Consider the following 20,301-nt stretch of genomic DNA (forward strand, 5'->3'; position numbering starts at 1 on the left):
TTGTCGTTTCTGGCATCCGGATCAGTGCGCAAACAGCGAGTTGCCCTTCTGCCCCGCCATTTTCTCCGGTTTGATCAGGAATTTCGCCAGCGCCGGCAACAGCCACAGCGCACCGAACATGTTCCACAGCAGCATGAAGGTCAGCATCAGGCCCATGTCGGCCTGGAACTTGATCGCCGAGAAGATCCAGGTGCACACACCGATGGCCAGGCACAGACCAGTGAACAGCACCGCTTTACCGGTGGATTTCAGGGTTTGGTAATAGGCTTCCTGCAACGGCAGACCCGCGCGCAGGAAACTCTCCAGACGGCTGTAGATGTAGATCCCGTAGTCCACGCCAATCCCCACGCCCAGCGCCACCACCGGCAGGGTCGCGACCTTGACGCCGATACCCATGAACGCCATCAGCGCGTTGCCGAGCACCGAGGTCAGCACCAGCGGCAGGACGATGCACAGGGTCGCCGCCCATGAACGGAAGGTGATCATGCACATCACCGCGACGCAGATGTACACCAGAATCAGGATGGTCAGCTCGGCCTGTTTGATCACCTCGTTCGTGGCCGCTTCGATCCCGGCGTTACCGGCGGCGAGGATGAATTCCAGGCCGTCCTTGTTGTTGGCCTTGGCGAATTCCTGCACCGCATGCACTGCACGGTCGAGTGTTTCGGCCTTGTGGTCATTGAGGAAGATCAACACCGGCGCCAGCGAACAGCTGTTGTTGTACAAGCCATCGGCACGGGCAATCGAGTTGTTCAGCACGTCCGGGTTGCGCGACAGGGTTTCCCATTTCAGGTTGCCCTCGTTCATGCCCTTGATCATCTGCTTGGACACGGTCACCAGCGAGATCGCCGACTGCACGCCCTCGGTGTTCTGCATCTTCCACATCAGCTCGTCGATCGGCGCCATCGCTTCGTAGCGCGAGCAGCCTTCGGTGGCCGTCTTGACCATCACCACCAGCACATCGGAACTGGTGGAGTAGTTGTTGATGATGAAGTTGTTGTCCTTGTTGTAGCGCGAGTCCGGGCGCAGCTCCGGCGCACCCTGGTCGAGGTCGCCGATTTTCAGGTTCTGGCTGTACCAGAGGCCGCCACCGAAGGCGATCAGCGCCAAAGCGATGGAGATCGGTGCGACTTTCGGGCTGGCGAAGTTCGACAGGAAGCGCCAGAACGGATGTTCGCGATTCGCGTCCTTTTTGCTCTTGGCAATCGCGCGCTTGCTGATGCCGACATAGGAAATCGCCACCGGCAGCAGGATCAGGTTGGTGAACACGATCACCGCCACGCCGATGGACGCGCCGATCGCCAGCTCGCGGATCACCCCGATGTCGATGATCAGCAGGGTGATGAAGCCCACGGCGTCGGCGAGAATCGCGATCATCCCTGGCAGGAACAGTTGCCGGAAGGTGCGCCGCGCGGCGGTCAGGGCGTTGTCCGCCTCACTGGATTGAAGGGCGATCCCGTTGATTTTCTGCACGCCGTGGGAAATGCCGATGGCGAAGATCAGGAACGGCACCAGCATCGAATACGGATCCAGGCCGAAACCGAAGAAGTGCATCAGCCCGAGTTGCCAGACCACCGCCACCAGCGTGGTGCTCAATACCGCCACGGTGCTGCGCAGGCAGTTGGTGAACCACAGCAGCAGGATCAGGGTGATGACGAAAGCGATGCCGAAGAACATCACCACCATCACCAGCCCGTCGATCAGGTCACCGACCTTTTTCGCGAAGCCGACGATGTGGATCTTGACGTTGGGGTTCTGCGCTTCGAACTTGTTGCGGATCTTGTCTTCGAGTTCATGGGAGAACTGGCGATAGTCCAGCGCGAGTAGCTTGCCCTGATCCTGCGGGTCCGGGTAGGACTCCAGCAGCGGGATGTCGACGATGCTCGATTTGAAATCGTTGGCCACCAGGCGCCCGACCTGCCCCGACTTGAGGACGTTGTTGCGCAGCATGTCGAGGCTGTCCGGCGAGCCGTCGTAGCTTTGCGGAATCACTTCACCGCCGGCAAAGCCCTCTTCGGTCACTTCGGTCCAGCGTACGCTCGGACTCCACAGCGACTTGAGGCCGGAACGGTCGACGCCGGAGATGTAGAACACCTCATCGTTGATCTGCCGCAGGGTCTCCATGTACTCCTTGGAGAAGATGTCGCCGTCCTTGGCTTCCACCGAAATGCGCACGGTGTTGCCCAGGTTCGCCAGATCGTTGCGGTGCTCCATCATCTTCTCGATGAATGGATGCTTGAGCGGGATCATTTTTTCGAAACTGGTGGACGGCCGGATCAGCGTGGCCTGCCAGAACAGGAAGACACTGACCACCAGGCAGATCAGGATCACGGCCGGGCGGTTGTTGAAAATCAGACGTTCGAGGAACGTCGCTTTGTCCTGATGATGAGTGCTCAAGGAAGTCATAGCCCCGCCTTCTTATTATTGATCTCGGCGCCGTTCGGCTGCGTGGTATGCACGCCGCCCTGCCCGGTCAGAATCAGGTTGCCGTCGCCGGCCGCTGTCACCGAGGACAGCGAGATGCGGTCCGGGCGGTTGAACACGCTGAAGGTTTCGCCGTTGTCGCTGCTGCTGATCACCGAGCCGCCGTTGCCGACGATCACGATCGAGCCGTCGGCGAGCAACGTCGCGCCGGACAGACCGAACTCCAGCGCACCGCGCGCGGCCTTGAGTTCGACCTGCTGCCAGGTGCTGCCGAAGTCGCTGGAGCGATAGAGGTTGCCGCGCAGGCCATAAGCCAACAGGGTTTGCGCCTGCGCGGTGCCGATCACGCCGAACAGCGAGCCTTGATACGGGCCTTGGAGTTTTTCCCAGGTCTGGCCCCAGTCCGGGGAGCGGAACATGCTGCCTTGCTCTCCGACGACGAACAGCCCGGCGTCCTTGACCGCCGCGATGGCGTTGAGGTGGAACTGGTCCTGGTTGTCGAGGCGGTCGCTGACGTCTTGCCAGTGCTTGCCGCCGTCGGTGGTTTCCAGCAGCGCACCGTAGGCGCCGACCGCAACGCCGTGGTTGACGTCCTGGAACCAGACGTCGAGCAGCGGCGCTTCGCGCTTGAGGTCTTCGAACTGTTTGTTCCAGGTCAGGCCGCCGTCTTCGCTGGCGAGGATCTGCGCGTCGTGGCCGACCGCCCAGCCGTGTTTGTCATCGACGAAATACACCGCCGTCAGCAGTTGCCGGCTTGGCACCTTGGCCTGGGTCCAGGTCTTGCCCTGGTCGTCGGAATAGAGAATGTGCCCGCGATCACCGACCGCCACCAGACGCTGGCCGGCGTGGACGACATCGAGCATCAGGCTTTTTGCGGCTTTGGCCGATTCGGTGGAATACACCCCGTCGGCTGGCGCTTCGGCGGCCAGCACGGGTGCCGACAAGACAGCACAGCCCAGCAGGGTGAGTGCTGTGGCCAGCAACGCGGTGTTGCGAAACGCCGGCGGGCGGCAACGACTCATAGACCTTCCCCTATTTATTATTGTTAGGCCATCGGGCCTTAGGGCGCCGCAAGGGTGCTCGGGGTGACTGACAGGTCACAAGCATAGCCGTGAAACCCGCAGTCCAGAGCGCCTTGGGAAGCTGGCTCATCCTATCGGGCTTTGGAAACGTCTGACAATCGGCGCCACGTTATCTTTTGTTAACCGGATGGGCCCGACACAAACCCCTGTAGGAGCTGCGGCACGCTGCGATCTTTTGATCTGGGTCTTTAAAAACAAGATCAAAAGATCGCAGCGTGCCGCAGCTCCTACATCGATATCGCGTAATGGCAGATTGATGGGCTGGCGGATGAATACACCGCCATTCGCCGGATGGATGCGGCAAATCTTGCGTGGGGGACTTGCACGATCGGTATTATGGTATACCATCAGACGCACAGACACTCTCAATCCCCTACGGAGCAGCTCATGAGTTTCGAAATTCGCAAGATCGTCAGCTATGTCGAAGAAACCTTCATCGAAGGCGGCAAGGCGACTGACAAGCCAGTGACCATGGTCGGCCTGGCCGTGTTGATAAAGAACCCGTGGGTCGGCAACGGCTTCGTCGAGGATCTGAAACCGCAGATCCGCGCCAACTGCTCCGAGCTCGGCGCAATGATGGTCGAGCGTCTGGTGGGCATCATCGGCGGCGCCGAGAAGATCGAGGCGTACGGCAAAGCGGCAGTGGTCGGCGCCGACGGCGAGATCGAACACGCCTCGGCGGTGATCCACACCCTGCGTTTCGGCAACCACTACCGCGAAGCGGTCAAGGCCAAGAGCTATCTGAGCTTCACCAACAAGCGCGGCGGCCCCGGCACTTCGATTCAGATCCCGATGATGCACAAGGACGACGAAGGCCTGCGTTCGCACTACATCACTCTGGAAATGCAGATCGAAGACGCTCCGCGTGCCGACGAAATCGTCGTCGTGCTCGGCTGCGCCGACGGTGGTCGCCTGCACCCGCGCATCGGCAACCGCTACATCGATCTGGAAGAACTGGCCGCCGAAAAAGCCCAGTAATCACAATAAAAAGGCATTGCAGGAGCGCTCCATGATTCGGCTCACCGCTGAACTCACCCCGGCTGGCACCAGTTACCTGGCGACCGGCCAAGGCCAGCCCGTGGTCTTGATCCACGGCGTGGGCCTGAACAAAGAAATGTGGGGCGGCCAGATCGTTGGCCTGTCTGCCCAATACCGGGTGATCGCCTACGACATGCTCGGCCACGGCGCCAGTCCGCGCCCGGCCAGCGGCACCAGCCTGCTCGGTTATGCCGATCAGTTGCTCGAGCTGCTCGATCACCTGAATCTGCCCCAGGCAGCGGTGATCGGTTTCTCCATGGGCGGCCTGGTGGCGCGGGCGTTTGCCCTGCACTACCCGGAGCGCCTGAAAAGCCTGGTGGTACTGAACAGCGTGTTCAACCGCAGCGAAGAACAACGCGCCGGGGTCATCGCCCGCACCGCGCAGGCGGCCGAACACGGGCCAGATGCTAACGCCGAAGCGGCGCTGTCACGCTGGTTCAGCCGCGAGTATCAGGCGGCCAACCCGGCGCAGATCGCGGCCATCCGTCAGACCCTGGCCGGCAATGACCCGCAGGGTTACCTGACCACCTACGAATTGTTCGCCACCCAGGACATGTACCGCGCCGACGACCTCGGCAGCATTCAGGCGCCGACGCTGATCGCCACCGGCGAACTCGACCCTGGGTCCACCCCGGAAATGGCCGAGCAACTGGCCCGGCGCATTCCCGGTGCGAAGATTGCGGTGCTGCCCGAGCAACGGCATATGATGCCGGTAGAGTCGCCGCGGCTGGTCAACCAGACGCTGCTGGAATTTCTCGAATTCGCACACTCCCGACAAAATCAAATAAAGGGGATCGTTGCATGACACTCGCACGCTTCCAGATGTGCATCGGCGGAGAATGGGTCGACGCCCTCTCCGGCAAGACCTTCGAAAGCCTCAACCCGGCCAGCGCGCAAGCCTGGGCCGAACTGCCCGACGCCGATGAAGCCGATGTCGAACGCGCCGTGCAAGCCGCACAAACGGCATTCGACAGCCCGGCCTGGCGCGGCCTCACCGCCACCGCTCGCGGCAAGCTGCTGCGGCGTCTCGGTGACCTGATCGCGGAAAACAAGGAACAACTGGCCCAGCTGGAAAGCCGCGACAACGGCAAACTGATCCGCGAAACCCGTGGTCAGGTCGGCTATCTGCCGGAGTTCTTCCACTACACCGCAGGCCTGGCCGACAAGCTCGAAGGCGGCACCCTGCCGCTGGACAAGCCCGACCTGTTTGCCTACACCGTGCACGAAGCGATGGGTGTGGTCGCCGCGATCATTCCGTGGAACAGCCCGCTGTACCTGACCGCGATCAAACTGGCGCCGGCCCTCGCCGCCGGCAACACCATCGTGATCAAGCCGTCCGAGCACGCTTCGGCGACCATCCTTGAGCTGGCGCGACTGGCCCTCGAAGCCGGAATTCCGCCGGGCGTGGTCAACGTCGTCACCGGTTACGGCCCGAGCACCGGCGCCGCCCTCACCCGCCATCCGCTGATCCGCAAGATCGCCTTTACCGGCGGCGCGGCCACGGCCCGGCATGTGGTGCGCAGCAGCGCCGAGAACTTCGCCAAGCTGTCGCTGGAACTGGGCGGCAAGTCGCCAAACATCATCTTCGCCGACGCCGATCTGGACAGCGCGATCAACGGCGCGATTGCCGGGATCTATGCGGCCTCGGGCCAGAGCTGCGTGTCCGGCTCACGTTTGTTGGTGCAGGACGAAATCTACGACGAGTTCGTCAACCGACTGGTGGAACGCGCTCAGCGCATCCGCATCGGCAACCCGCAGGAAGACCACAGCGAAATGGGCCCGATGGCCACTGCGCAACAACTGGCGGTGGTCGAAGGTCTGGTGGCCGACGCCATCGCTGAAGGCGCGCGGTTGCGTACCGGTGGCAAGCGTCCGGCGGATCTGGGTGACGGCTGGTTCTACGAGCCGACGCTGTTCGAGTGCGACCGCAACTCGATGAAGATCATGCAGGAAGAAGTCTTCGGCCCTGTGGCTTCGGTGATTCGCTTCAAAGATGAAGCTGAGGCACTGGCGATCGCCAACGACTCGCAGTTCGGCCTCGCCGCCGGCATCTGGACCCGTGATCTGGGCCGCGCCCATCGCCTGGCGCGCGACGTGCGCTCGGGGATCATCTGGGTCAACACCTACCGCGCAGTGTCGGCAATGGCGCCGATCGGCGGCTTCAAGAACAGTGGCTATGGACGCGAAAGCGGCATCGACTCGGTGCTGGCCTACACCGAACTGAAAACGGTGTGGATCAATCTCTCTCAGGCTCCGATGCCTGATCCGTTTGTGATGCGCTAGGAGTCCTGCGACATGATCGAACCCGGCATTTACAAAGACGTCATGAGCTCGTTTCCGTCCGGAGTCACGGTGGTCACCACCCTCGACCCGGAGGGCGCCATCGTCGGCATCACAGCCAGCGCTTTCAGCGCGCTGTCGATTGATCCGGCGCTGGTGCTGTTCTGCCCCAACTACGCCTCCGACACCTACCCGGTGCTGCGCGACAGCAAGAAATTCGCGATCCATTTGCTGTCCGCCGACCAGACCGCCGAGGCCTACGCCTTCGCGGGTAAGGGCAAGGACAAGGCCAAAGACATCCAGTGGCATTTGAGCGAACTGGGTAACCCGATCCTCGCCAAGGCCACGGCGATCATCGAGTGCGAGTTGTGGCGTGAATACGACGGTGGTGATCACGCGATCATTGTCGGCGCGGTGAAGAACCTGATCCTGCCTGAACAGCCGGTGACGCCGATGATTTATCACAAGGGCAAGCTCGGGCCGTTGCCTACCCTGGCCTGATTAACACAACCAAATCCCAATGTGGGAGCGGGCTTGCTCGCGAATGCGGTGGATCATTCAACATTGATGTCGACTGACACGACGCATTCGCGAGCAAGCCCGCTCCCACAAGGAGAACCAGGGTGACAGGAGGAATGATGAGTAACGAAAAGTACGAAAAAGGCCTGAAGATCCGCACCCAGGTCCTGGGCGAAGCCTACGTGCAGCGCTCCATAGAGAACGCCGACGACTTCACTCGTCCGCTGCAGGAAATGGTCACCGAATATTGCTGGGGCCATGTCTGGGGGCGTGAGGGTTTGTCGCTCAAGGAGCGCAGCATGATCAACCTGGCGATGATCTCGGCGCTCAACCGCCCGCATGAACTCAAGCTGCATGTGCGCGGCGCCTTGCGTAACGGCCTGAGTCGTGAGCAAATACGCGAAATTCTGCTTCAGGTCGGTATTTATTGCGGCGTCCCGGCAGCCGTGGACAGCTTCCGGCTCGCCCGTGAGGCCTTCGCCGAAGCCGACGCCGAGGCCTCCAGTTAACCCTTCGGCTGTTTAGATGCCCGTCTGGCATGGACAGCCAACTTAAAGAGCGGACCCCATGAAACGCCAGCCACTCGACGACAGCTTCAAGGTCAATCGCAACCCCGTTACCCTGCGCGAAATCGTGCTGGATAAACTGCGTAGCGCGATCATGAATTTTCAGCTCATGCCCGGCGATCGTCTGGTCGAGCGCGATCTGTGCGATCGCCTCGGTGTCAGCCGTACATCGGTGCGCGAAGCCTTGCGTCACCTGGAGTCCGAAGGTCTGGTCGAGTTCGCCGATGCCAAAGGCCCGCGCGTTGCGATCATCACCCTCGCCGATGCGGTCGACATCTATGAGCTGCGCTGCGTGCTCGAAGGCCTGATCGTCCAGCTGTTTACCCTGCGCGCCAAGGCCAAGGACATCAAGGCCCTGGAAAAAGCCCTCGACGAGAACCGCAAGGCGCTCAAGGACGGCGAACTGCAACAGGTGATCGACTCGGTGCAGGGCTTCTACGACGTGCTGCTCGAAGGCTCGGGCAACCATGTTGCGGCCACTCAGTTGCGCCAGTTGCAGGCGCGCATCAGCTATCTGCGGGCGACCTCGGTGTCCCAGGAAAACCGTCGCGGCGCGAGTAATCAGGAAATGGAGAAAATGGTCGAGGCGATCAAGAGCGGTGATGCGTTGGCGGCGCATCAGGCCTGTGTCGATCACGTGCGCGCGGCGGCCGCCGTGGCCCTCGATTACCTCAAGCGCAAACAGGAAGAGACCGGCGCCACGCCGAACATCACCCTGCCGATCGCGCTGAAAGAACCGCGCATAGGTCAGTGACATGTTCAGCCCGAGCTTTTGCCCGAAATGCGGTGGACCTGACCTCGGTCAGCAGGTGCCGCCGGGCGATACGCACGAGCGCCTGATGTGCCGCGGCTGCGGCTACATCCACTACGTCAATCCGAAGATCATCGCCGGCTGCATCATCGAGCAGGACGGCAAGTACCTCTTGTGCCAACGGGCGATCCCGCCGCGTCCGGGCACCTGGACGCTGCCGGCCGGCTTCATGGAAAGCGGCGAAACCACCGAGCAGGCGGCGCTGCGTGAAGTCTGGGAAGAAAGCGGCGTGCGGGCGGAAATCGTCTCGCCGTATTCGATTTTCAGCGTGCCGAAGATCAGCGAGGTGTACATCATCTTCCGCGCCCTCGCGCTGGAGATCACCGGCCAGTTCGGCCCCGAGACCCTGGACTACAAGTTCTTCGCCCCCGAGGACATTCCGTGGGACAAGATCTATTACCCGGCGATCCGGCAGATTCTCGAGCGCTATATCGAGGAGCGTCAGGCCGGGGTGTATGGGATCTATATGGGCAATGATGACAGCGGGAAAATCCACTTCATCCGCTGATCACCACCTCCCACCGTGTGGGAGCGGGCTTGCTCGCGAATGCGGTCAATCATTCGACATGTCTATCGACTGACACGACGCCTTCGCGAGCAAGCCCGCTCCCACAGGGGATTTGGGGTGTTGCTTAAAGTGGAGCAATGCCCTCGACTATGACGATCTCCGCCCGCGCCCATTCCTCGCGATAACTTTTCGCCTCCTGATACGCCGCCGAGTGGTAGCACGCCAGCGCCTGCTCGTAGCTCTCGAACTCGATCACCACGCTACGCTGAGGCGTAGCCCTGCCCTCCAGCGCCTCGCTGCGTCCGCCCCGGGCCAGAAACTTTGCGCCGAACGCGGCGAAGGCCGCCGGTGCGCGCTGGGTGTATTGGCTGTAGTGCTCGGCATCGTCGATATCCACATGGGCAATCCAGTACGCCTTCATAGTGACCTCTTTGTTGATTTTGTATTATGGTATACCAATATTATTTGCAACCAACCCTGAGAGTCCAGCATGGCCTTCAACAGCATCGAAGAAATCCTCGAAGATTATCGCCTCGGCAAAATGGTTCTGCTGGTCGATGACGAAGATCGGGAAAACGAAGGCGACCTGCTGCTGGCCGCCGACTGCTGCACACCCGAGGCGATCAGCTTCATGGCCCGTGAAGCGCGCGGGTTGATTTGCCTGACGCTGACCGACGAACACTGCCAACGCCTGGGCCTTGAGCAAATGGTGCCGAGCAATGGCAGCGTGTTCAGCACCGCGTTCACCGTGTCGATTGAAGCCGCGGTCGGCGTCACAACCGGCATTTCTGCGGCTGACCGTGCGCGCACAGTCGCGGCCGCCGTAGCAAAAGACGCCCGCGCCGAAGATCTGGTTCAGCCCGGACACATCTTCCCGCTGCGCGCCAAAGAAGGTGGCGTGCTGACCCGCGCCGGCCACACCGAGGCCGGTTGCGACCTCGCCCGCCTCGCCGGTTTCACCCCGGCCTCGGTGATTGTCGAGGTGATGAACGATGACGGCACCATGGCCCGGCGTCCGGATCTGGAAGTGTTTGCGCGCAAACACGGGATCAGGATCGGCACCATCGCCGACCTGATCCACTATCGCCTGAGCACCGAGCACACCGTCGAACGCATCGGCGAGCGCGAGCTGCCGACGGTGCATGGCACGTTCCGCCTGATCACCTTTGAAGACCGCATCGAGGGCGGTGTGCACATGGCGATGGTCATGGGCGATCTGCGCCGCGAGGAGCCGACGCTGGTGCGCGTGCATGTGATCGATCCGCTGCGTGATCTGGTCGGCGCCGATTACAGCGGGCCGAGCAACTGGACGCTGTGGGCGGCGCTGCAACGGGTCGCGGCTGAAGGTCATGGCGTCGTGGTGGTGCTGGCCAACCATGAATCGTCCCAGGCATTGCTTGAGCGCGTACCGCAATTGACCCAGCCGCCGCGACAGTTCAGTCGTTCGCAATCGCGGATTTACTCCGAGGTCGGTACCGGGGCGCAGATTCTGCAGAATCTTGGGGTGGGCAAGCTGCGGCATCTGGGGCCGCCGCTCAAATATGCGGGGCTGACCGGGTATGACCTGGAGGTGGTCGAGAGCATTCCCTTCACCGAATAGCTCCCAGACACAGGTGATTTCCTGTGGCGAGGGAGCTTGCTCCCCGCTGGACTGCGCAGCAGGCCCAAGCTCTTTAGAAAAGCCAGGGTCGCTTCGCAACCCAGCGGGAGCAAGCTCCCTCGCCACGGATGTTTGTTCGCTACAGATTCTTCATGGGTCAAAAAACACATCCGCCAGATAACCGGTAAGGCAAAGTGCTTGCACAAAGTTTGGAATACCATAATATGATATTCCATAGACCGAACGACCTGAAAATCCGTCCGGCTACTGCTCCCGACAGGCGGGCAACAACGCAAGCCCGCTCAAAAACACAACAATGAGGGCGTGAAAATGGTGTTGAACAAAGCTGCAACCGCAATCCTTTTTGCGGGACTGCTGAGTGTGACCGGCCAGGCTGCAATGGCCGCCGAAAGCGTGAACTTCGTCAGCTGGGGCGGTAGCACCCAGGATGCGCAGAAACAGGCCTGGGCCGATCCGTTCAGCAAGGCCAGTGGCATCACCGTGGTGCAGGACGGCCCGACCGACTACGGCAAACTCAAAGCCATGGTCGAAAGCGGCAACGTGCAGTGGGACGTGGTCGATGTCGAAGCCGACTTCGCCCTGCGCGCCGCCGCCGAAGGCCTGCTCGAACCCCTCGATTTCAAAGTCATCCAGCGCGACAAGATCGACCCGCGTTTCGTCAGCGACTACGGTGTCGGCTCGTTCTTCTTCTCCTTCGTCCTCGGCTACAACGAAGGCAAGCTCGGCGCGGCCAAGCCGCAAGACTGGACCGCGCTGTTCGACACCAAGACCTACCCCGGCAAACGCGCCCTGTACAAATGGCCAAGCCCCGGCGTGCTCGAACTGGCGCTGCTGGCCGACGGCGTGCCGGCCGACAAGCTCTACCCGCTGGATCTGGATCGCGCCTTCAAGAAACTCGACACCATCAAGAAAGACATCGTCTGGTGGGGCGGCGGCGCGCAGTCGCAGCAACTGCTGGCCTCCGGTGAAGCAAGCATGGGCCAGTTCTGGAACGGCCGGATTCACGCCCTGCAAGAGGACGGCGCCCCCGTCGGCGTGAGCTGGAAACAGAACCTGGTCATGGCCGACATTCTGGTCATTCCAAAAGGCTCGAAAAACAAGGACGCGGCGATGAAGTTTCTGGCCAACGCCAGCAGTGCCAAAGGCCAGGCCGACTTCTCCAACCTGACCGCCTACGCCCCGGTCAACGTCGACAGTGTGGCGCGCCTGGACTCGGTGCTGGCCCCGAACCTGCCGACTGCCTACGCTAAGGATCAGATCACTCTTGATTTCGCGTACTGGGCCAAGAACGGTCAAGCCATCGCGACACGGTGGAACGAATGGCTGGTCAAATGAAAATGGCGGCCACCGCGTCCCGTCCCTCCACTGCCACCGGGAGCGCCGCGAGCGCTGCCGGTCCGGCCACAGGCAAGGCGAGTGCAATGGCGCAAGCCCCGTCCCTCAGACAACGCTGGCGCGGCGCCGGCAACCTCGTCCCGGCACTGCTGTTCCTCGGCCTGTTCTTTCTCGCGCCGTTGATTGGCCTGCTGTTGCGCGGTGTGCTGGAACCGACCCCGGGCCTTGGCAACTATGAACAACTGTTCGCCAACTCGGCGTATGCACGGGTGCTGCTCAACACCTTTTCGGTGGCCGGGCTGGTGACGATCTTCAGCCTGTTGCTGGGCTTTCCGCTGGCCTGGGCGATCACCCTGGTGCCGCGCGGCTGGGGCCGCTGGATCCTCAACATCGTGCTGCTGTCGATGTGGACCAGCCTGCTCGCCCGCACCTATTCGTGGCTGGTATTGCTGCAGGCCTCGGGGGTGATCAACAAGGCGCTGATGGCGCTGGGGATCATCGATCAGCCGCTGGAAATGGTGCACAACCTGACCGGCGTGGTGATCGGCATGAGCTACATCATGATCCCGTTCATTGTCCTGCCGTTGCAGGCAACGATGCAGGCCATCGACCCAATGATCCTGCAGGCCGGCTCGATCTGCGGCGCCAGTCCGTGGACCAACTTCTTCCGGGTGTTCCTGCCGCTGTGCCGGCCGGGCCTGGCGTCCGGCGGGTTGATGGTGTTCGTGATGTCGCTCGGTTACTACGTCACCCCGGCGCTGCTCGGCGGGGCGCAGAACATGATGCTGCCGGAGTTCATCATTCAGCAGGTGCAATCGTTCCTCAACTGGGGCCTGGCCAGTGCCGGCGCCGCGTTGCTGATCGCGATCACCCTGGTGCTGTTCTACTTCTACCTGAAGCTTCAGCCGGAATCCCCGGTTGGCGCCAGCAACGCGAGGTAAGCCGAGATGCTCCTGACTCCCAATGCCATGAGCCGGCGGATGCGTTTCGGGCTCTACGCCACCACCGGCCTGATCGGCTTGTTCCTGCTGTTGCCGATCGTGTTCATCGTCCTGCTGTCGTTCGGCTCGTCGCAGTGGCTGGTGTTCCCGCCGCCGGGCTGGACGCTGAAATGGTACGGCCAGTTCTTCTCCAACGCCGACTGGATGAACGCCGCTGCGGCCAGCCTCAAGGTCGCCGTGCTGACCACGATCTGCGCCGTGGCCCTCGGTCTGCCAACCGCGTTTGCCCTGGTACGCGGGCGTTTTCCCGGTCGGGAAATGCTCTACGGCCTGTTCACCCTGCCGATGATCGTGCCGCTGGTGATCATCGCGGTGGCGGTGTACGCGCTGTTTCTCAAGCTCGGTTACACCGGGACCATGTTTGCGTTCGTGGTCAGCCATGTGATCGTCGCGCTGCCGTTCACCATCATCTCGATCATCAACTCGCTGAAGCTGTTCGATCAGTCGATTGAAGACGCAGCGGTGATCTGCGGCGCCTCACGCCTGCAAGCGGTGTTCAAGGTGACCTTTCCGGCGATTCGTCCGGGCATGGTCGCCGGCGCCCTCTTCGCCTTTCTGGTGTCGTGGGACGAAGTGGTGCTCAGCGTGATGATGGCCAGCCCGACTCTGCAAACCCTTCCCGTGAAAATGTGGACCACTTTGCGCCAGGACCTGACCCCGGTTATCGCCGTCGCTTCGACGCTGCTGATCGGCCTGTCGGTATTGGTCATGGTGATCGCCGCCGCATTGCGCCGGCGCAACGAAATCAGCGCCTGAGCGCCCAGGAGTACGACATGAGTGCCGTGATCAAAGACGCATCCCAGCAGAACGACAAACCCCTGGTCAGCCTGCGCAATCTGAACAAGCACTACGGCGACTTTGCCGCCGTCGACAACATCTCGCTGGACATCAAGGACGGTGAGTTCCTGACCTTCCTCGGCTCCAGCGGCTCGGGCAAAAGCACCACGCTGTCGATGCTCGCCGGGTTTGAAACCCCGAGCAGCGGCGAGATCCTGGTCAACGGTCAGTCGCTGGTCAACGTGCCGCCGCACAAGCGCGACATTGGCATGGTGTTCCAGCGCTATTCGCTGTTCCCGCATCTGTCGGTGCGCGACAACATCGCCTTCCCGCTGGCGATCCGCAAACTCGCCGCCGCCGAGCGTGACAAGCGTGTCGATGCGATGTTGAAACTGGTGCAGCTCGAACAGTTCGCCCATCGCCGCCCTTCGCAACTCTCTGGCGGCCAGCAGCAACGCGTCGCCATCGCCCGGGCGCTGGTCTACGAGCCACGCATTCTGCTGATGGACGAACCGCTCGGAGCGCTGGACAAAAAACTGCGTGAAGACTTGCAGGATGAACTGCGCCAACTGCATCGGCGCCTGGGCATCACCATCGTCTACGTGACCCACGATCAGGAAGAAGCGATGCGTTTGTCGCAGCGCATTGCGATTTTCAGTCACGGCAAGATTGTTGGTCTGGGCAGCGGTTATGACCTGTATCAGAACCCGCCGAATGCATTTGTCGCGTCGTTCCTCGGCAACTCGAACTTTCTCAAGCTCAAGGCCCAAGGCAATGCGGCGGCAAGTTTCGAGGGGCAGTCGTTGTCAATTCGACTGACTGCCGGCTTGCACACCGAGCAGGATGTGCTGCTGATGGTGCGCCCGGAAAAGGCTGTGGCGTTGAGCGCTTCACAAGCGATCAGCGAACCGCTGCCGTCGGGTTGGAATGAGGTTTCAGCGAAGGTGGTGGAAGTGTTGTTTCTTGGCGAAAGCCAGACTTGCAGCGTGGTGACGTCGGGCGGGACTTCGATGACGGTGAAGGCATTGTCCGCCGCCGGCATGCCGCTCAAGGCCGGTGATCCGGTGCACGTGCGCTGGGCCACTGCAGACGCGTGCGTCTACACCGAATGGACTGAAAGCGACCTCAATAAAGCCGCCGGCTCACACTGAGAATCCGTGTAGGAGCTGCCGCAGGCTGCGATCTTTTGATTGTGCTTTTCAAGATCAAAAGATCGCAGCCTGCGGCAGCTCCTACATGACATTGCATCACTACTGTGGGAGCGGGCTTGCTCGCGAAGGCGGTGTGTCAGTCACTGTTTATGTTGAATGACACACCGCCTTCGCGAGCAAGCCCGCTCCCACAGTTTTTTTGTGGCGCTTAGCTAATCGGTGCAAACCCTTCAATCTGATCCGGCCAGGCGGTGAGGATTTCGAAACCGGTGTCGGTCACCGCGACCATATGCTCCCACTGCGCCGACAGCGAGCCGTCTTTGGTCAGCACCGTCCAGCCGTCCGGCATGTTCTTCACATGGCGCTTGCCGGCATTGAGCATCGGCTCAATGGTGAAGATCATCCCCGCCTTGAGCTTCAGGCCCTGATTGGGAAAGCCGTAATGCAGGATCTGCGGCTCATCGTGGTAGACCTTGCCGATCCCGTGGCCACAATACTCGCGGACCACGCTGAAACCTTCTTTCTCCGCCAGGCTCTGGATCGCATGGCCGATGTCGCCCAGTGTCGCGCCCGGACGCACCATGCGAATGCCCGCGCACATGGCGTCGTAGGTGGTCTTGATCAGGTGCTGCGCCTCAGGCGTCACCTCGCCGACCACGTACATGCGGCTGGTGTCGCCGAACCAGCCGTCCTTGATCACCGCGATGTCGAGGTTGACGATGTCGCCGTCCTTCAGCGGCGTGCCCGACGGGATGCCGTGGCACACCACATCGTTGACCGAGGCGCAGACGGTTTTCGGGAAGCCGTGATAACCGACGTTGGCCGGAATCGCTTTCTGCACATTGACGATGTAGTCGTTGCACAACCGATCCAGCTCATCGGTGGTCACGCCGGCCTTCACATGGGGCACCAGCATCGCCAGCACGTCGGCGGCCAGTTTGCCGGCCGCGCGGGACTGGGCGATTTCGGCGGGGGTATTGATCTTGATCTGGTTTCTCATGCGCTGACGGCTTCCTGAGTCAGTTGATGCAGATCCAGCCCGCCGTTCTGTTCGGCGCGGATCAGCAAGCGGCAAATGGCGCTGTGGTCGAGGTTGGGGTGCAGCTCGGCGAGCATGCCGATGCGCATCCAGTGCTCGGCCTGCGCGTTGATCGAGCGGCTGAGCGCATTGCTGGAGATGCGCAGGTTCTCGTGCATGTCTTCTGAAATCTTTACGATGCCCATATGTGAATCCGATACGAAGTGTATATGGATCGTATATTAGCCACCCCTCACGCCGAATTGCAAATACCCTCCGCAAACCTACCGACATAACCGTGTAGGAGCTGCCGCAGGCTGCGATCTTTTGATCTTCAAAAACAAAGTCAAAAGATCGCAGCCTGCGGCAGCTCCTACAGGGATTTGTGTTGGTTTTGGGGGATACGTGTGGAATTTCAGGCAAAAAAAAGCTGCCAAAAGAGGCAGCGAAAACTTTAAGAACACGCGATGTATTGGGGTCAGGATAGTCGCCGGATAATGACACTGTCATGACAGCCGACTATTCACTGAATCGCCCCTGCCCCGTCATCAGGATGTCATCAAGCGCGCCGCAGAATCCTCGCAAACCGTCTTGAGCCTTCGACGGATGCTTTGCAGGGATTCCCATGAAAGAAGACGCCTCGCTGTTTGCCGCCATCGACCTGGGCTCGAATGCGTTTCGCCTGATGATCGGCCAGTCGGTGCGCAGTCGAAAAGGCTTAATGATTCAGGAAGTGAAAACCCTGCGTGAACCGGTGCGGCTGGCCGAGGGCTTTGACGGCGGCGCCCTGGACGAAATGGCGCTGGATCGTGGCTGGCAGGCGCTGGCGCGGTTCGGCAAGAAACTGCGCGGGTTTGAAGCCGGCAAGGTGCGCGCTGTGGCGACCAGTGCGGTGCGCGAGGCCGATAATGCGCAGTTGTTTCTGCACAGTGCCGAACGCCATCTGGGGTTTCGCATCGACGTCATCTCCGGCCATGAAGAGGCGCGACTGGTGTATGCCGGCGTCGCCCACACCCTGCCAGGCGCTGAAGACATGCGCCTGGTGGTCGACATCGGCGGCGGTTCCACCGAGTTGATTCTCGGCCAGGGTTCGCAACCACTGCTCACCGAAAGCATCGCCATCGGCAGCGGCACACTGGGCGCACGCTATTTCCCGGACGGACGCATTGCCCCCGACGCCCTGCAAGAAGCCGAACGCGTGGCAATCCTGCAATTCGAGAAAGTCGCCCGCCGCTATCGTGCGCAAGGCTGGCAGCAGACTATTGGTTCGTCCGGTACGGCGCGGATGCTGGCGAAAGTGCTCAAGGCCAATCGCTTGAATGACTTCGGTCAGGACGGCATTACCTATGGCGGGTTGTTGCGCCTGTCGCTGTTGCTGCTGAAGGTGAAGAACGTGCAGCAGTTGAAACTCGCAGGCTTGCAGCCGCATCGTCAGAGCATTCTGCCCGGTGGACTAGTGCTGATGCTGGCGGCGTTCAAGGTGTTCGGGATTTCGCAGATGGTGCCGTCGGAACCGGGGCTGCGTCTGGGTGTGCTGCACGGTTTGATGAGCCGTCACTGACCGATCACTAATCCCATTGTGGGAGCGAGCCTGCTCGCGAAAGCGGCGTATCAGCGAAACATTACTCGACTGACACGCCGCCTTCGCGAGCAGGCTCGCTCCCACAGGGTTTTGATTTGTCTCCTCAGGCCAGTTCTTTGCGCAACTGGCGGGCTGCGGTGACCATGTGCACCAACGCCGCCTCGGTCTCCGGCCAGCCACGGGTTTTCAAGCCGCAATCGGGGTTGACCCACAACCGCTCTGCCGGAATCCGCTGCGCCGCTTTGCGCAACAGGTTGGCCATTTCCGCAGCATCGGGAACGCGAGGCGAGTGGATATCGTAGACGCCCGGGCCGATCTCATTCGGGTAATCGAAGGCCTCGAACGCCTCCAGCAGCTCCATGTCCGAACGCGAGGTTTCGATGGTGATCACGTCGGCATCCATCGCCGCGATGGACTCGATCACATCATTGAATTCGCTGTAGCACATGTGCGTGTGGATCTGGGTTTCGTCACGCACACCAGAGGCGCACAGGCGGAACGCCTCGGTCGCCCAAGCCAGATAGTGCTGCCACTGCGCTCGACGTAACGGCAGACCTTCGCGGAATGCGGCTTCGTCGATCTGCACGATCCTGATCCCGGCGGCTTCCAGATCGACCACTTCGTCACGGATCGCCAGCGCCAGCTGCCGCGCCTGCACTTCACGAGACACGTCTTCGCGGGGGAACGACCACATCAGCATGGTCACGGGGCCGGTCAGCATGCCTTTCATGACCTTGCCGGTCAGGCCCTGAGCGTAGCGGATCCACTCCACGGTCATGGCTTGCGGGCGACTCAGGTCGCCGAAGATCACCGCCGGTTTCACGCAGCGCGAACCGTAGCTCTGCACCCAGCCGAAACGGGTGAACACGTAGCCATCCAACTGCTCGGCGAAGTACTCGACCATATCGTTGCGCTCGGCTTCACCGTGCACCAGCACGTCGAGGCCCAGTTGCTCCTGGATTTGCACGGCGTGGCGGATCTCGCTGTGCATGGCTTCGGTGTATTCGGCCTTGCTCAATTTACCCTGCTTGAACGACTGACGCGCCAGCCGGATCGACGCGGTTTGCGGGAACGAACCGATAGTCGTGGTCGGGAACAGCGGCAGATCGAGGCCGGCGCGCTGTTTGGCGATGCGTTGGGTAAACGGCGACTGGCGCTGGCTGTCCTGCGCCGTAATGGCTGCGACACGGGCCTGCACCGCCGGCTTGTGGATACGTGGCGAGGCGGCGCGGCTGGCCTGTACCGAGCGGCTTTGGGTCAAGGCGCGCAATACTTTCGGCGCTTCCGGCTCGTTGACTGCCTGCGCCAGCACCGCGACTTCTTCGCACTTCTGTACGGCAAACGCCAGCCAGCTTTTCAGTTCCGCATCGAGTTTGTCTTCGCGGCCCAGATCCACCGGGCTGTGTAGCAGCGAGCACGATGGCGCGACCCACAGGCGATCACCCAGACGCTCATGCGCATGCTGCAAAGTCGCCAGCGCATGTTCCAGATCGCAGCGCCAGACGTTGCGGCCGTTGACCACACCCAGCGACAGCACTTTATAGGCCGGCAGGCGATCAAGGATGGTCGGGTACTGGTCCGGCGCACGCACCAGATCGATGTGCAAACCGTCGACCGGCAGGTTCGCCGCCAGACCGAGGTTTTCTTCCAGACCACCGAAGTAGGTGGCGAGCAGTTTCTTCAACGGATCACGCTGAATCTGGTTGTAGGCACGCTCGAAAGCGTTCTTCCATTCCTGCGGCAGATCAAGCACCAGAATCGGCTCGTCGATCTGCACCCATTCCACACCAAGGGCGGCCAGCCGCGCGAAGATCTGCCCGTACAGCGGCAGCAGGCGATCAAGCAGTTCCAGCTTGTCGAACTCGGCGCCTTTGGCCTTGCCCAGCCACAGGTACGTCAGCGGGCCGATGATCACCGGTTTGACGTGATGGCCGAGGGCGCGGGCTTCTTCGACTTCTTCGAACAACTGTTCCCAACCGAGCTGGAATTGTTGATCAACGCTGAATTCCGGGACCAGGTAGTGGTAGTTGGTGTCGAACCACTTGGTCATTTCCTGCGCGTGTGCACCGCCGCAGCAGCTGTCACTGACGCCACGGGCCATGCCGAACAAGGTCTGCAGGCTGGCCTTGCCGTCATGCGGACGGAAGCGCTCGGGGATCACCCCGAACATCAGCGAGTGGGTCAGCACCTGGTCGTACCAGGCGAAATCGCCCACCGGCAGCAACTCGATGCCAGCCTCTTTCTGCAAGTCCCAGTGGGCCTTGCGTAATTCACGACCCACTTCACGCAGGCCGGCCTCGTTCAGTTCTCCTTTCCAGAACGCCTCTTGCGCTTTTTTCAGTTCGCGATCGCGACCGATGCGCGGAAATCCGAGGGAATGGGCCAGTGCCATGACAAACAACTCCAATATCTTGTTGATGGCGGCCATTGTCGGGATCGAGCGCTAGTGAGACAAACTCATTTTAATCTTGATGATCACAAGTTTCCCTCATGATCGGATGACGGGTGTGTGTTGCATGAAAACGCGGTTTGCCCTGCAGGATATTCATCTGCAGATCAAGCTATGGTTGACGCTTACGACGCCCTTT

Annotated in this window: 19 protein-coding genes; 13 read left to right on the plus strand and 6 right to left on the minus strand. The window is 61.2% G+C overall.

Annotated elements, in window-relative coordinates:
- Positions 1–21 precede the first annotated feature (21 nt).
- Both ACIOUG_RS02100 and ACIOUG_RS02105 read right to left on the minus strand, forming a co-directional pair.
- Complete coding sequence (locus ACIOUG_RS02100; protein WP_401062131.1) at positions 22–2,406, minus strand: RND family transporter; 2,385 nt, start codon at positions 2,404–2,406, stop codon at positions 22–24.
- Positions 2,403–3,446: a WD40/YVTN/BNR-like repeat-containing protein gene (locus ACIOUG_RS02105; RefSeq protein WP_401062133.1), complete on the minus strand. Its 1,044-nt coding sequence runs from the start codon at positions 3,444–3,446 to the stop codon at positions 2,403–2,405. The genes ACIOUG_RS02100 and ACIOUG_RS02105 overlap by 4 nt, the downstream gene beginning before the upstream one ends.
- A gap of 447 nt (positions 3,447–3,893) precedes the next feature.
- On the opposite strand from ACIOUG_RS02105, the gene ACIOUG_RS02110 reads away from it, so the two are divergent.
- The 7 genes from ACIOUG_RS02110 to ACIOUG_RS02140 all read left to right on the plus strand — a co-directional run bounded on the left by ACIOUG_RS02110 (position 3,894) and on the right by ACIOUG_RS02140 (position 9,228).
- A complete protein-coding gene (locus tag ACIOUG_RS02110) occupies positions 3,894–4,484 on the plus strand; it encodes an amino acid synthesis family protein (protein WP_401062134.1) in 591 nt (196 codons plus the stop codon).
- A gap of 31 nt (positions 4,485–4,515) precedes the next feature.
- The gene (locus ACIOUG_RS02115) at positions 4,516–5,349 is read left to right on the plus strand and encodes an alpha/beta fold hydrolase (protein ID WP_401062136.1); all 834 of its coding nucleotides are present in this window, start codon (positions 4,516–4,518) and stop codon (positions 5,347–5,349) included.
- Positions 5,346–6,827 carry an aldehyde dehydrogenase gene (locus ACIOUG_RS02120; protein ID WP_134786603.1) on the plus strand — a complete coding sequence of 494 codons (1,482 nt, stop codon included), beginning with the start codon at positions 5,346–5,348 and terminating at the stop codon, positions 6,825–6,827. The genes ACIOUG_RS02115 and ACIOUG_RS02120 overlap by 4 nt, the downstream gene beginning before the upstream one ends.
- Before the next feature lie 12 nt (positions 6,828–6,839).
- Positions 6,840–7,325, plus strand: a complete 486-nt coding sequence (locus ACIOUG_RS02125) for a flavin reductase family protein (RefSeq protein ID WP_007968633.1) — start codon at positions 6,840–6,842, stop codon at positions 7,323–7,325.
- Between the two features lie 137 nt (positions 7,326–7,462).
- Complete coding sequence (locus ACIOUG_RS02130) at positions 7,463–7,852, plus strand: carboxymuconolactone decarboxylase family protein (protein ID WP_007968634.1); 390 nt, start codon at positions 7,463–7,465, stop codon at positions 7,850–7,852.
- Between the two features lie 58 nt (positions 7,853–7,910).
- Positions 7,911–8,663, plus strand: a complete 753-nt coding sequence (locus tag ACIOUG_RS02135) for a GntR family transcriptional regulator (RefSeq protein WP_401062139.1) — start codon at positions 7,911–7,913, stop codon at positions 8,661–8,663.
- A 1-nt stretch (position 8,664) separates the two neighbouring features.
- Positions 8,665–9,228, plus strand: a complete 564-nt coding sequence (locus ACIOUG_RS02140; RefSeq protein ID WP_003225717.1) for an NUDIX hydrolase — start codon at positions 8,665–8,667, stop codon at positions 9,226–9,228.
- 124 nt (positions 9,229–9,352) lie between these two features.
- Here ACIOUG_RS02140 and ACIOUG_RS02145 read toward each other — a convergent pair whose 3' ends face one another.
- Positions 9,353–9,649, minus strand: coding sequence for a DUF1330 domain-containing protein (locus ACIOUG_RS02145; RefSeq protein ID WP_401062141.1), 297 nt, complete (start codon positions 9,647–9,649; stop codon positions 9,353–9,355).
- Between the two features lie 69 nt (positions 9,650–9,718).
- On the opposite strand from ACIOUG_RS02145, the gene ribBA reads away from it, so the two are divergent.
- The 5 genes from ribBA (at position 9,719) to ACIOUG_RS02170 (ending at position 15,113) form a co-directional block, all read left to right on the plus strand.
- Positions 9,719–10,828, plus strand: coding sequence for a bifunctional 3,4-dihydroxy-2-butanone-4-phosphate synthase/GTP cyclohydrolase II (gene ribBA, locus ACIOUG_RS02150; protein ID WP_401062143.1), 1,110 nt, complete (start codon positions 9,719–9,721; stop codon positions 10,826–10,828).
- A gap of 330 nt (positions 10,829–11,158) precedes the next feature.
- Positions 11,159–12,184 (plus strand): ABC transporter substrate-binding protein, encoded by a 1,026-nt coding sequence (locus tag ACIOUG_RS02155; protein WP_003225720.1) that lies wholly within the window; start codon positions 11,159–11,161, stop codon positions 12,182–12,184.
- On the plus strand, positions 12,181–13,125 hold the full coding sequence (locus ACIOUG_RS02160) for an ABC transporter permease (protein WP_401062436.1): 945 nt from the start codon (positions 12,181–12,183) through the stop codon (positions 13,123–13,125). The genes ACIOUG_RS02155 and ACIOUG_RS02160 overlap by 4 nt, the downstream gene beginning before the upstream one ends.
- A 6-nt stretch (positions 13,126–13,131) precedes the next feature.
- Positions 13,132–13,941, plus strand: a complete 810-nt coding sequence (locus tag ACIOUG_RS02165; RefSeq protein WP_025111627.1) for an ABC transporter permease — start codon at positions 13,132–13,134, stop codon at positions 13,939–13,941.
- Positions 13,942–13,958: 17 nt separating this feature from the next.
- Entirely contained in the window at positions 13,959–15,113 is a 1,155-nt protein-coding gene (locus ACIOUG_RS02170) for an ABC transporter ATP-binding protein (protein ID WP_401062146.1), read from the plus strand.
- A 208-nt stretch (positions 15,114–15,321) separates the two neighbouring features.
- Here ACIOUG_RS02170 and map read toward each other — a convergent pair whose 3' ends face one another.
- Positions 15,322–16,113, minus strand: a complete 792-nt coding sequence (map, locus tag ACIOUG_RS02175; protein WP_401062148.1) for a type I methionyl aminopeptidase — start codon at positions 16,111–16,113, stop codon at positions 15,322–15,324.
- Complete coding sequence (locus tag ACIOUG_RS02180; RefSeq protein WP_003225727.1) at positions 16,110–16,337, minus strand: ParD-like family protein; 228 nt, start codon at positions 16,335–16,337, stop codon at positions 16,110–16,112. The genes map and ACIOUG_RS02180 overlap by 4 nt, the downstream gene beginning before the upstream one ends.
- A gap of 419 nt (positions 16,338–16,756) precedes the next feature.
- Here ACIOUG_RS02180 and ACIOUG_RS02185 point away from each other — a divergent pair, with 419 nt between their 5' ends.
- Positions 16,757–17,692: a Ppx/GppA family phosphatase gene (locus tag ACIOUG_RS02185; RefSeq protein WP_401062149.1), complete on the plus strand. Its 936-nt coding sequence runs from the start codon at positions 16,757–16,759 to the stop codon at positions 17,690–17,692.
- A 124-nt stretch (positions 17,693–17,816) separates the two neighbouring features.
- On the opposite strand, the gene metE is transcribed toward ACIOUG_RS02185, so the two are convergent.
- Positions 17,817–20,105 (minus strand): 5-methyltetrahydropteroyltriglutamate--homocysteine S-methyltransferase, encoded by a 2,289-nt coding sequence (gene metE / locus ACIOUG_RS02190; protein ID WP_401062151.1) that lies wholly within the window; start codon positions 20,103–20,105, stop codon positions 17,817–17,819.
- Between the last annotated feature and the right edge of the window lie 196 nt (positions 20,106–20,301).

It is taken from the genome of Pseudomonas sp. NPDC087803 (assembly GCF_044742995.1).
Lineage (GTDB): Bacteria > Pseudomonadota > Gammaproteobacteria > Pseudomonadales > Pseudomonadaceae > Aquipseudomonas.

Excerpts from the sequence above, each read along its gene's own strand:
- ACIOUG_RS02135 (WP_401062139.1), top strand. The coding sequence starts at position 7,911 with ATGAAACGCCAGCCACTCGACGACAGCTTCAAGGTCAATCGCAACCCC.
- ACIOUG_RS02145 (WP_401062141.1), bottom strand. The coding sequence starts at position 9,649 with ATGAAGGCGTACTGGATTGCCCATGTGGATATCGACGATGCCGAGCAC.
- ACIOUG_RS02125 (WP_007968633.1), top strand. The coding sequence starts at position 6,840 with ATGATCGAACCCGGCATTTACAAAGACGTCATGAGCTCGTTTCCGTCC.
- metE (WP_401062151.1), bottom strand. The coding sequence starts at position 20,105 with ATGGCACTGGCCCATTCCCTCGGATTTCCGCGCATCGGTCGCGATCGC.
- ACIOUG_RS02165 (WP_025111627.1), top strand. The coding sequence starts at position 13,132 with ATGCTCCTGACTCCCAATGCCATGAGCCGGCGGATGCGTTTCGGGCTC.
- ACIOUG_RS02185 (WP_401062149.1), top strand. The coding sequence starts at position 16,757 with ATGAAAGAAGACGCCTCGCTGTTTGCCGCCATCGACCTGGGCTCGAAT.
- ACIOUG_RS02100 (WP_401062131.1), bottom strand. The coding sequence starts at position 2,406 with ATGACTTCCTTGAGCACTCATCATCAGGACAAAGCGACGTTCCTCGAA.
- map (WP_401062148.1), bottom strand. The coding sequence starts at position 16,113 with ATGAGAAACCAGATCAAGATCAATACCCCCGCCGAAATCGCCCAGTCC.
- ACIOUG_RS02180 (WP_003225727.1), bottom strand. The coding sequence starts at position 16,337 with ATGGGCATCGTAAAGATTTCAGAAGACATGCACGAGAACCTGCGCATC.
- ribBA (WP_401062143.1), top strand. The coding sequence starts at position 9,719 with ATGGCCTTCAACAGCATCGAAGAAATCCTCGAAGATTATCGCCTCGGC.
- ACIOUG_RS02120 (WP_134786603.1), top strand. The coding sequence starts at position 5,346 with ATGACACTCGCACGCTTCCAGATGTGCATCGGCGGAGAATGGGTCGAC.
- ACIOUG_RS02140 (WP_003225717.1), top strand. The coding sequence starts at position 8,665 with ATGTTCAGCCCGAGCTTTTGCCCGAAATGCGGTGGACCTGACCTCGGT.
- ACIOUG_RS02130 (WP_007968634.1), top strand. The coding sequence starts at position 7,463 with ATGAGTAACGAAAAGTACGAAAAAGGCCTGAAGATCCGCACCCAGGTC.
- ACIOUG_RS02160 (WP_401062436.1), top strand. The coding sequence starts at position 12,181 with ATGAAAATGGCGGCCACCGCGTCCCGTCCCTCCACTGCCACCGGGAGC.
- ACIOUG_RS02155 (WP_003225720.1), top strand. The coding sequence starts at position 11,159 with ATGGTGTTGAACAAAGCTGCAACCGCAATCCTTTTTGCGGGACTGCTG.
- ACIOUG_RS02115 (WP_401062136.1), top strand. The coding sequence starts at position 4,516 with ATGATTCGGCTCACCGCTGAACTCACCCCGGCTGGCACCAGTTACCTG.
- ACIOUG_RS02105 (WP_401062133.1), bottom strand. The coding sequence starts at position 3,446 with ATGAGTCGTTGCCGCCCGCCGGCGTTTCGCAACACCGCGTTGCTGGCC.
- ACIOUG_RS02170 (WP_401062146.1), top strand. The coding sequence starts at position 13,959 with ATGAGTGCCGTGATCAAAGACGCATCCCAGCAGAACGACAAACCCCTG.
- ACIOUG_RS02110 (WP_401062134.1), top strand. The coding sequence starts at position 3,894 with ATGAGTTTCGAAATTCGCAAGATCGTCAGCTATGTCGAAGAAACCTTC.